Origin of the sequence: Microcoleus sp. w2-18bC1 (genome assembly GCF_036700365.1) — a bacterium.
Lineage (GTDB): Bacteria > Cyanobacteriota > Cyanobacteriia > Cyanobacteriales > Microcoleaceae > Microcoleus.
On sequence record NZ_JAUBOS010000078.1, the window covers coordinates 16,296 to 27,740 of the forward strand.

Sequence of the window (11,445 nt, forward strand, 5' to 3'; positions counted from 1 at the left end):
CCCTAATAAAAACTGATAGTTATAAGTGCTAATTCTACTTTTCTACGCTGGGAATGACCTCTACGCGATCGACAGTTCGTACATTGTTGAGGTGATTCCACGAGTCAGTCTCAGAAAGGTGCAGCACGTACCAGAATACGTGGCGGGTTTGTTTAACTACCGGGGAGTTGTCTTGCCAGTGATCGATTTGTGCCATTTGATCCAAGGTACACCGAGTCGATCGCACCTTAGTACCCGCATCATGATCGTTAAATATCCGCGCCCGAATGAATCGCTACAATATCTAGGGTTGATGGCAGAACGGGTGACGGAGACACTCAGTATATCAAACAGAGATATTAGGGATTCCAGCATTCGGGTTGAGGAAGCACCCTACTTAAGTGGCACGATTGTCGATGAAAAACGGATTATTCAATGTGTCGAGCTTGAGCGACTTTTCAGCGATGAGCGACATAATTACTTGTTGATGGGTGAAGAAACTTAATCAGAAAGATTCAGCCTTGAATGGAACCTGCTCTTAATTCTATTACCCTACCAGTATTAATTTATCACCCCCCCCACTTACCATGTTGAAGTCTATCACTAGCCGCATCATATTGGGCTTCTCAGTTCCCGTACTGTTCCTGATTGTGCTTGGTTCCATGCTCTTTTCGGGCATTGACAGCTTAGTTAAATTGCAGACGAACTCAAAGCAAGTCGCTGAAAACATAAATAATGTAGATGCCTATGCTTATGATATCACTAGGATTATTGCCAGTATCCGAGGATATGCTCTTTATCCTAAAGACCAGTACTATCGCGGGACTTATACTAAAGCCCAAGAAGACATGCTTGTTCACAAGCAGGAATTGGAAAAGATTGTTGAACCACAGGTGCGAGAATTAATCAACGCACTCGTCCAGATTGGTGATGAGTACGATCGCGTTGCAGCGGGTGTTTATCCGCTAGTCGATGCCAATAAAATGGATGAGGCGAAACGAGAAATTTTAATTCCCCGTGTTGCCAGACTTGACGAAAGCCGGAGTAGGGTGAATAAACTTCTTGAAGCCAGACTGACAGACAATTTACAGGAAGCCGAGAAAGCCAAGCAGTTTCAGAGTTTACTGATCGTGCTGGGTACGTTATTGACAATGGTTGCCACGCTGATAAGCGCATGGTTGGTTGCTGCACCAATCCGACGAGATCTTCCAAGGGTAGTGCAAGCAGCAGAGCAGATTGCTGATGGAAATTTACAGCAAACAATTGAGCTAAACAATGATGCTAGCGAAGTTGGCAAGTTGATGACAGCATTTCACTATATGTCCAAAAAGCTGAATTCGCTGATTCTCCAGATGCAAAAATCTGGAGTGCAGATCAGCACTTCGGCAACTCAGATTGCCGCAGCAGGTAAAGAGTTAGAAGCCACTGTTGCAGAACAGCTTGCCTCAACTAATGAAGTGAGTGCAACCTCGCAGGAGATTGCCGCCACTTCTAGAGAGCTAGTCAAGGTGATGGACCAGGTGGCGCTGATGGCACAGTCTACAGCAATTGCTGCTGGTGCGAGTCAAAATGACTTAAACCGGATGGAAACGGTAATGCGCCAACTTTCAAATGCGACTACTTCCATTGCCACTAAACTTGGGGTGATGAATGAAAAGGCAAACAACATTAACAGTGTTGTCACGACCATTAACAAGGTTGCCGATCAGACCAACCTGCTGTCCTTAAATGCCGCGATCGAGGCAGAAAAAGCTGGAGAATACGGTGCGGGGTTTGCGGTTGTAGCACGGGAGATCCGCCGATTGGCTGACCAAACTGCCGTCGCCACTCTGGAAATTGCCCAGATGATCAAGGAGATGCAGTCGGCAGTTTCTACTGGCGTAATGGAAATGGATAAGTTTAATAAATCTGTTGTCGATAGCGTTGCCGATGTCAGCAAGATTAGCGATCAGGTTGCTCAGGTAATTCAGCAGGTGCAAGGATTGACCCCACGCTTTGAGCAAGTGAGCCAGAGCATTGAGGAGCAATCGATGGGATCACAACAGATTAGTGAAGCGATGGGGCACCTGAGTCAAGCATCTCAGCAGACGGTAGACTCTTTACGGGAGACGAACAGTGCTGTAGTGCAGCTTGATGAAGCAGCCAATGGATTACGAGTAGAAATTTCTCGATTCAAAACCGCTTAGGCTTACAGATGGTACTATCTGCGATCGCGACATTACTGAGCAAAACTATAGGCTTAGACCCTGATACAATTGGCTCCAACCGAATTGCCAGAGCAGCGGAAAATCGTCGAGTCGGCTGTAAATTGCCTGACCTCAAGAGCTATTGGGCACGGTTACAAACCTCGGCTTCAGAATTAGAGGAGCTCATCGAACTACTCATTGTGCCAGAGACCTGGTTTTTCCGGGATGGCAAACCGTTTGATTACCTAAAAACCTACGTCACCTCGGAATGGCTGCGGTCGCCAAACGGCAATCCGCTCCAACTACTGAGTGTTCCATCCTCTACTGGCGAAGAACCTTACTCACTGGCGATCGCCCTACTAGAAGCGGGTCTGCTTCCGAAACAGTTCGCGATCGATGCGATTGACATTAGTCATCGATCCCTGGCAAAGGCAAAGCGCGCAGTCTACACCAAAAACTCCTTTCGCGGCGATGTTTGGACAGGGCGAGAGCGTTACTTTCAGCAAACGGCGGAGGGTTACGAACTATGCCAGCCCGTTAGAGGACTCGTCAATTTCCAGCAGGGGAATGTAATGACCTCCCTTACGCTGATTCAAAAAAAATACGACATCATCTTCTGTCGCAACTTGTTGATATACCTGCAATCAGAAACGTGCTCACAGGTATTAGCAGCGATCGATCGCCTACTCATACCAGGAGGGTTACTGTTTGTTGGAGCGTCTGACACGGGAAAAATTGTCGCCGACCAGTACGTCTCTGTCCGTCAGCCTTTCACATTTGCTTATCGAAAGTCGAAACCATCGCTGCCAAAACAGGCACCCATCAATATTACTCAACTCAGACAGGTGCCATCTCAACTAATAACTCCTCAAACCATTGCCAAACAATCTTTAGGAGGGAAAATTTCCTCTGCCCCAGACACTCAGCAAATCAAAGAATCCGATCCATCTGCGAGTTCAAAGGATTTAAGCCCTGAACCAACCTCGTCTCTTGATTTACAAACAGTGAAAAAGTTAGCGGATGACGGGCGATCGGCAGAAGCAATCACGCTTTGTAACTCGTATCTTGTTCATCATCCAACGAGTGCGGCTGCCTACACTCTCTTGGGTGAGCTGTATCAGGCACACCAGCAGAATGCCCAAGCAGAGCGATGTTTTCAACGTGCTATATACTTGGAGCCAACCTCTTATGAAGCGTTAGTTCACCTCGCCTTATTGAAGGAAAATCAAGGCGATACAGTAGGGGCAAAAATCATTCAGCAGCGAATTCAGCGCTTGCAGCACCGTCTCAGAACAGAAGCTTAGAAAGGGAAACGTGATATGTTAAAAAATCTCTCCATGCAGGCACGCCTCATCTTTGCGTTCATGTTCATGGGAATTTTGGTGCTGATTGTAGCACTGGTAGGTCTGAGCGGCAGCTCTCGCTTGAGTAAGCACATCGATAACCTAGCCAGCAATAGTCTGCCCACCATCTCCGGCTTGTGGAAAATTAACGAAGGAAAAACCCAGATCGAATCATCAGAACGGGGCTTGCTGAATATCAATCTAAACAAAGATGCACGGCAGGCAGAGATAGATCGCATGGATAACGCCTGGAAGCAAATTCAGGAAGGGTTTCAGCAGTACGAAGCGACTCCTAAGTCGAACGCTGAACAGAAGGCATATAAAGACTTTTTAAATACGTGGAATACGTGGAAGAAAGCCCATGAGGAATTTTTGAGGCGTAATCTTGAGTTCGAGAGACTGGGAGTTTTCAATCTATTTGAAAATTCAGCGGGGAACGCTGGTTCGGCAATCGCTGGCTACAAAGAGCTTGAGAAGCAAGTTCAGGTAAACCGTCAACCCTTCACAGACGCCACCAATACACTTTTGAAGGTGTTGAAAATGAATGAGGATTTGACAGCGGAAACAGAACGTGTATCGGCGAAAGATGTTTCTCAAGTCGGATTTTGGGCATTTGTGGCAATCCTGATTGGTCCGGGAACTGCGTTGTTATTTGGAATTTTCTTTAGTAACACGATCGCCAAACCTTTGGGAGCCAAAATTGCAGGGGTAGTTGACATTGCCCAAAAGATTTCCGCAGGAGACTTAACCAGCGAAATTTCCCTCGCTGACCAGGAAGATGAAGTTGGTCAATTGCAGAATGCCTTTTACACCATGAATAAAGACCTGAATGCGCTAGTCAACCGCATTCAACAATCAGGTAATCAAATCACCCGTTCTGCCGACCAAATTACGGCGTCTGGAAGAAACCTGGAAGCAACGGTTACAGAACAGGTTGCTTCAACGAATGAAGTGAGTGCAACGGCTCATGAAATTGCCGCGACATCCAGGCAATTGGTAAAAACAATGGAGCAGATTTCTGCAATGGCTGAACAGACGACAGTAGCAGCAGACAATAGCATAAATGATTTAAACCACATCGATTCTGTGATGCGTCAGTTGTTAGAAGCGACTCACGTTGTGTCTTCCAAACTGGAAGTTATGAACCAACGAGCAAACAATATCAGCCGAGTCGTGACAACAATAACGGTTGTGGCAGATCAAACCAACTTACTTTCGCTCAATGCAGCACTGGAAGCCGAGAGAGCCGGAGAATACGGGGCAGGCTTTGCGGTCGTAGCACGAGAGATTCGCCGATTGGCAGATCAAACCGCTGTTGCCACGCTAGAAATTGAGCAGATGATTAAGGAGATGCAATCGGCAGTTTCTATTGGGGTAATAGAGATGGGTAAGTTTACGAAGTCTGTCGCTCATAGCGTCGAAGATGTAGACAAAATTAGCGATCAAGTTACTGAAGTCATTCAGCAGATGCAGGGATTGACCCCACGCTTTGAGCAGGTGAGTCAGAGCGTCGATGAACAATCTCAGGGAGCGCAACAAATTAGCGAAGCGATGGAGTATCTCAGCCAAGCATCTCAGCAAACAGCAGGCTCGTTGCGAGAAACCAATCACGCCTTAGAAGAACTTGACGAAGCGGCCCATAGCTTAAAGACAGAGATTGCGCGATTCAAAGTGATGGCATAGAAAGTGAAAATTGAGAAATTAAACAATGGAAAATTATTTGAATACGGTACTCATACCAGACGATTCTGAATTTGACCATCCAACACTGAACGATTGCTGGAATCAGATTGGGGTGATGGGCGATCGCACCTGTGGCGAACTGAAGACGGTTATTCACTGCCGCAACTGCAAGGTTTACTCGGCGGCTGGACGCAGCTTGCTAGAGCGCAATGCTCCACCAGAATATCTCCAAGAATGGACAGACATCTTGTCAGAAGCTTCCACACAGCAAGTGGGAGTAGGAGAAGGGATGCTAGTTCGCGCCACAGATACCCTTTCTGTAATCATTTTCCGTCTCGGTAGTGAACGGTTAGCATTGCCAGTCAACATCTTGCAAGAAGTAACTCCCCCTTACATCATTCATGCCGTCCCGCACCGCACTAACTCTGTATTTTTGGGGTTGGTCAACATTCGCGGTGAAACACTTCTCTGTATTTCGCTCAGAGACTTACTCGGTCTAGAGCCTGTCGCCGAATCAGCAGATTTCTCGAATACGATTAATCCGCAACGGATGATTGTGGCTGGAAAGAATGAAAACAAGTGGGTGTTTCCAGTGGATGAGGTTCATGGAACTTACCGCTTTCATCTTAATGAGTTCAAAGATGCTCCTGTTGTCATTTCCAAAGCATCGGAAGCTTACACCAAAGGCGTCGTTACTTGGCAAGGCAAGAAGATCAACTTTTTGGACTCTGAACTATTCTTTTACACCCTAAGTCACAAGGTTTTTTGACAATGAGCGATGATTCTATGCTGGAGCTATTTAGACAAGAAGCTGAGACGCAGATTGCGATCCTGACTCAGGAACTACTGATATTGGAAGCCAACCCTCAATCTGAGGATGCGCTGGAAGCGCTTATGCGGGCAGCTCACTCGATTAAAGGTGCCGCTCGAATTGTTTCTATCGATGCTGTCACTACTCTGGCACACTGGATGGAAGATTGCTTTGTGGCAGCCCAGAGCCAGATCATCACGTTAGGTTCCGGCCAAATTGATGTGTTATTGCAAGGCGTTGATTTGCTTCAAGCGCTTAGTCAGGTAATGGAAGTCGATCTACTTGAATGGTTGGCCCAAACAACAGGAGAGTTTGAGAGCTGTTATGACGCGATCGCGGCTCTGCTACCTCCTGATTTTAGCGAGCGTCGCTCAACGTCCCTGGTTCCAGTTGATCAAAGCTCAGCGCTGAGCCAAAGCGGTCGTCAGGAAATTGCCACGGCCCAGGCGAGTGCAATCCCAACAGATAGGGTGGTGCGAGTCACGGCAGAAAATTTGAATCGGATTATGGGGTTGGCGGGTGAATCGCTGGTTGAGGCAAATTGGCTGCAACCCTTTGCCGATTCTTTCACGACTCTCAAGTCCCGTCAATTAGAGCTTGCCAGACTTCTGGAAACGGTTCATACCACATTAGCAAACACTCCCATTAATTTAGAAAGCCAGGAAGTTCTAGATACAGCTCGGCGTAAAGCACAAGAATGTCGGGAAATGCTCACGGATCGCTTGGGTGAACTGGAACTATATGCTCGTCGCACAACCAACTTAAGCGATCGCCTTTACCGGGAAGTAATTGCCTCCCATATGCGTCCATTTGTTGATGGAGTACAAAGCTTTCCTCGCATGGTTCGTGACCTAGCACGAGGATTGAATAAGCAGGTCAAGCTAGAGATTGTCGGTCAGTCAACCCCGGTCGATCGTGACATCCTCAAAAAACTGGAAGCACCCCTGACTCACATGATTCGCAATGCGATCGATCACGGAATTGAATCCCCCCAAGAGCGAGAGGCAGCAGGCAAACCGATGGAGGGAACAGTTCGTCTAGAATCATTTCATCGTGGCGGTATGCTGGCAATTACTATTTCCGATGACGGAAGAGGAATTGATATCGATCGGATGCGCCAAAAGATTATCGATCGGAATTTAGGTTCACCCAAAACTGCTGCTCAACTTAGCGAAGCTGAAATCATCGAGTTTCTGTTTCTACCTGGATTTTCTACAGCCGAACAAGTGACTGAAATTTCAGGACGTGGTGTGGGATTAGATATTGTCAAAAGTATGGTGCAAGAGGTTGGTGGAACGATTCGCGCCACATCTCAATTCCGAAAGGGTACTAATTTTCACTTTCAACTTCCCCTCACGCTCTCGGTTGTCAGGACGCTAATTGTCGAGATTTCTGGTGAACCTTATGCCTTTCCCCTGGCACGAGTGGGTCAGATTGTCAAACTCGACAAATCGGACATTTATGTTGTGGAAGGTCGCCAATATTTCACTAAAGATGGTCAAAATATCGGGTTGATTGCAGCGAGCCACGTTCTAGATTTACCGGAGGCTTTATCTTCCGATGATGCGATCTGTGTAGTTGTGATCAGCGATCAATCCAACGCTTATGGCTTGGTTATAGACAAGTTTTTAGGTGAACGGGATTTAGTGGTGCGTCCACTTGATCCGCGTTTGGGTAAAGTTCGGGATATTAGTGCCTCTGCTCTAATGGATAATGGTTTGCCTGTTTTAATTATGGATGTTTCTGATTTGGTGCAATCCATTGACCACCTCCTCAACAGTGGTCAAATGAGACCTGTTGATGTCAATAAAGCAAAAAAAGCAAAAGGCAACGCTCGCCAACACATTTTAGTTGTGGATGATTCCATTACTGTGCGCGAAATGACTCGAAAGTTGCTGCAAAATCGAGGGTACGATGTGGATGTTGCCGTAAACGGAATGGATGCTTGGACTGCCATTCGGAGCAATCATTACGACCTTATATTGAGCGACATCGATATGCCTCGCATGAATGGCATTGAACTTGTCAAACAAATCAAAGATCATCCCACATTCAATTTGCTTCCGGTCATTATCGTGTCCTACCGCGATGCCGAAGACGATCGTATTCAGGGTATGGAAGCTGGGGCAGACTATTACATCACCAAAAGCAGCTTCCATGACGACACATTAGTTAACGCGATCGTCGATCTGATTGGGCAATAGCCATTTCACCAGAGTTAGCTAAAAATGAAGGGTAAGTTAAAAATTATGATTTCCCTACGGAAAGATTTACAGTGGATACATCCACGCTCAAATAATGCCTGTACTGAGAATGAGAATTGGGATTGTCAATGATACGGCTATGGCAGTGGAAGCCCTCAAGCGAGTGCTGCTAATCGTTCCAGGTTATGAAGTGGCATGGATTGCACGGGATGGGGCAGATGCGGTTGCCCACTGCGCCAAAGACACCCCCGACTTAATTTTGATGGATCTATTCATGCCAATCATGGACGGTGTGGAAGCCACCAGCCAGATCATGAAACAGTTTCCCTGTGTTATTCTGATTGTGACCGAAAGCGTTGAAAAAAATGCGGGGAAGGTGTTTGAGGCAATGGGGCATGGTGCCCGTGATGCAGTGAACACTCCTGTCTTAGGAATCCAAGGAAGTCCAGAGTCTGCCCAACCGTTACTGACAAAAATTGCGACTCTGAGTAAGCTAATTGGCAAATCATCTCAATCCTCAACTCCAAAAACCCAAACTTCAAAATTTACTTCATTCTCCACACCTTCGAGCCTGCTCCCTCCCCTAGTGGCGATCGGCTCCTCAACAGGTGGCCCCAAAGCTCTAGCCACTATTCTCTCCCGCCTACCAGCGAACTTCGGTGCGGCTATTGCGATTATTCAACATGTCGATCTGCAGTTTTCGGCGGGGCTGGTGGATTGGCTGAATCAACAAACACCCTTGACAGTGAAAGTAGCTAAAATTGGCGATCGGCTGGAGAAAGGTATTGTCTTAGTTGCAGGTACAAACGATCACCTCAGTCTTCGTTCGGATTTCACTCTCCATTACACAAAAGAACCGATTGACTATCCCTATCGCCCATCAGTAAATGTGTTTTTTAAGAGTCTTGCCCAATACTGGAACCACAAGGCAACCGCCGTGTTACTGACTGGGATGGGACAAGACGGTGCTGAGGGAATGAGCCTTTTGCGATCGCGGGGATGGCACACAATCGCTCAGGATGAGAAAAGTTGTGTTGTATATGGAATGCCCAAAGCGGCAGTTCAGCTAAATGCAGCGGTTGAAGTTCTGCCTCCTGAAGCGATCGCCGATCGGTTAGTTCAGCGAGTCCTCTTCAAATAACTCGGTATTCTCAATGTGAACGATGATAAAGCCAAGAGAAAGAAGTAGATAAGTGATACAAATTTGTAGACGAGACAATCCACTGTCAAGTCACCACTTCCTTTTTACCAAAAACGAGCATAGGTTTTTGCTAAATAGTTTTATTAGAGCATTGATTAAATAGAATATCAAAGAACATTGGCTTACTGAAGGTCTCCTAGCCGCTTAAATTCCCGGCGGAAAGAGACATAAGTTTTCCGCATCCCGTTTATTTGTATAATAAAGTAGTTATTTCAGAGAGAAAAAAACAATGGCTGCAAACCAGCCAGACATCGATATTGCCCCCTTTATCGACTACGGCCTGATTGACCCCACCGCCACGCCAGAGCAAGTAGAAAACTGCTGCCAACAAGCAGAGAGATTTGGCTTTGTCACAGTTTGCGTGTATCCCGCCTATGTCCGACAAGCAGTTGAGCTGCTGCACGGCAAGCGCCCGAAAGTCTGTACTGTCATAGGTTTTCCCACCGGTGCTTCGACTTCAACTGCGAAGATCTACGAAGCCCTCGAAGCAGCAGATAATGGAGCGGTAGAGTTAGATGTCTCGGTTAATTTAGGATTGCTGAAAGCTGGCAAAATCGACGAATTCCACCAGGAATTAGCCCAAATTTGCGAAGAAACCAATCTCACAATCAAAGCAATTATCGAAAGTTCGCTGCTTTCGGATGCCGAAAAACAATTAGCGGCTGAGATTTGCATGGAGGCGGGTGCCGCCTACATTAAAACCAACACGGGCTTTTTTGGCGCGGCGACAGTTGATGATGTGCGACTGCTGAAGGAAGTTACTAAGGGCAGGATCGGGATTAAAGCCGCCGGCGGAATTCGCACTCACGAACAAGCTTTAGATTTGATCGTCGCTGGTGCAACTCGTTTGGGGACTTCCCGCGGCCCGGAATTAATCCGCCAGCGAGATAATTTAGACAAAAGGTAATTGTTGCTACTGTGGAGTCAATCTAAAATCTAAAATCTAAAATCGAGTGACTCGAACTTACAAAGCAACTGGAATCAATCTCAAGAGTGCGCCGATGGGGGAATCCGATCGAGTGCTGACAATTTTGACGCGGGAATTCGGCTTAATTCGAGCTGTAGCACCGGGTGTTCGCAAACAACGATCTACCATTGGCGGTAGAAGCGAATTATTTGTTGTCAACGAATTGCTAATTGCCAAAGGCCGATCGCTCGACAAAATTACCCAAGCCGACACGGTGCAATCCCATCCGGGTTTGAGCCGCAACCTAGGGAAACTCTCCGCCGCGCAATATTTGGCCGAATTGGCGATCGCCAGCGCCCTTTCCGATGAGCCCCAAGAAGAACTCTTTTGGTTACTGGGCGAACATTTGAGCCGTTTGGAGCGTTTGTCCGATCGCACAGAAATCCAATCCGCCGCCGTGCTTGTCGCCCACCTCAGCCACGGCATTTTTCACCTGCTAGCCTTAGCCGGCCTCGCGCCCCAAGTCCAAGTTTGCTGCGCCACCAGACACCCGCTCATCCCAAATTTCACCGATCCGAACTGGCAAACCGGGTTTAGTATACCCTCTGGGGGAACCTTCAGCTTGTCCGAGCTAGCTAACCTAGAGGCAGAACTCTCTTCAGAAATCGGTAGCTTGTACAAATCCACCTCCCGTTCCCGACAAACAAATGGCAGCAAACACTTGACAAATTTCGAGATAAATGCTAAGGAATTAGCAGCGCTGCAACAGTTGGCTAGTCCAGAACTAGGAGAGGGGATTGCCGATCAAACAACTTGGGTATCAGTAGAAAATATTTTGCGACAATATGCCCAGTATCATTTAGGTTGCACGATTCGATCGGGAAGCTCGATCGACACCTACCTAGAGAGTTTTGAGTTTTAAATTTTGAGTGTGGATTTAAATAGGTGAAGGGGCGATCGTACATCGCACCTCCAGCCGGGGGGATACCCGAACCTGCAGGCAATTTCAGGTAAATTCTCAAGGTTGTGGCGACATCAGATAATAGATAGAGATAGTGCGATTCGTTGAAACGTGAATCACGGTGAAAGCCCGTACATAACGTTTCCAGCCACAAGGCTGAACTCTCGGTC

Annotated in this window: 9 protein-coding genes; all 9 read left to right on the forward strand. The window is 47.1% G+C overall.

Annotated features, from left to right (window positions below; all coding sequences use genetic code 11):
- Positions 1 to 25: 25 nt before the first annotated feature.
- The 9 genes from QT979_RS25490 to recO all read left to right on the forward strand — a co-directional run bounded on the left by QT979_RS25490 (position 26) and on the right by recO (position 11,236).
- Entirely contained in the window at positions 26 to 484 is a 459-nt protein-coding gene (locus QT979_RS25490; RefSeq protein ID WP_333215269.1) for a chemotaxis protein CheW, read from the forward strand.
- An 82-nt stretch (positions 485 to 566) separates the two neighbouring features.
- A complete protein-coding gene (locus QT979_RS25495; RefSeq protein ID WP_333312057.1) occupies positions 567 to 2,165 on the forward strand; it encodes a methyl-accepting chemotaxis protein in 1,599 nt (532 codons plus the stop codon).
- Positions 2,166 to 2,173: 8 nt separating this feature from the next.
- On the forward strand, positions 2,174 to 3,469 hold the full coding sequence (locus QT979_RS25500; RefSeq protein WP_333215273.1) for a CheR family methyltransferase: 1,296 nt from the start codon (positions 2,174 to 2,176) through the stop codon (positions 3,467 to 3,469).
- 15 nt (positions 3,470 to 3,484) lie between these two features.
- Positions 3,485 to 5,191, forward strand: a complete 1,707-nt coding sequence (locus QT979_RS25505; RefSeq protein ID WP_333215274.1) for a methyl-accepting chemotaxis protein — start codon at positions 3,485 to 3,487, stop codon at positions 5,189 to 5,191.
- 370 nt (positions 5,192 to 5,561) lie between these two features.
- Positions 5,562 to 5,960 (forward strand): chemotaxis protein CheW, encoded by a 399-nt coding sequence (locus QT979_RS29145; RefSeq protein WP_445304812.1) that lies wholly within the window; start codon positions 5,562 to 5,564, stop codon positions 5,958 to 5,960.
- A 2-nt stretch (positions 5,961 to 5,962) separates the two neighbouring features.
- Complete coding sequence (locus tag QT979_RS25515) at positions 5,963 to 8,206, forward strand: hybrid sensor histidine kinase/response regulator (protein WP_333215279.1); 2,244 nt, start codon at positions 5,963 to 5,965, stop codon at positions 8,204 to 8,206.
- Positions 8,207 to 8,300: 94 nt separating this feature from the next.
- On the forward strand, positions 8,301 to 9,347 hold the full coding sequence (locus QT979_RS25520; protein ID WP_333215281.1) for a chemotaxis response regulator protein-glutamate methylesterase: 1,047 nt from the start codon (positions 8,301 to 8,303) through the stop codon (positions 9,345 to 9,347).
- A gap of 289 nt (positions 9,348 to 9,636) precedes the next feature.
- On the forward strand, positions 9,637 to 10,314 hold the full coding sequence (gene deoC / locus QT979_RS25525; protein WP_333217124.1) for a deoxyribose-phosphate aldolase: 678 nt from the start codon (positions 9,637 to 9,639) through the stop codon (positions 10,312 to 10,314).
- Between the two features lie 46 nt (positions 10,315 to 10,360).
- Entirely contained in the window at positions 10,361 to 11,236 is an 876-nt protein-coding gene (gene recO / locus QT979_RS25530) for a DNA repair protein RecO (RefSeq protein WP_333217122.1), read from the forward strand.
- The last annotated feature ends 209 nt before the right edge of the window (positions 11,237 to 11,445 follow it).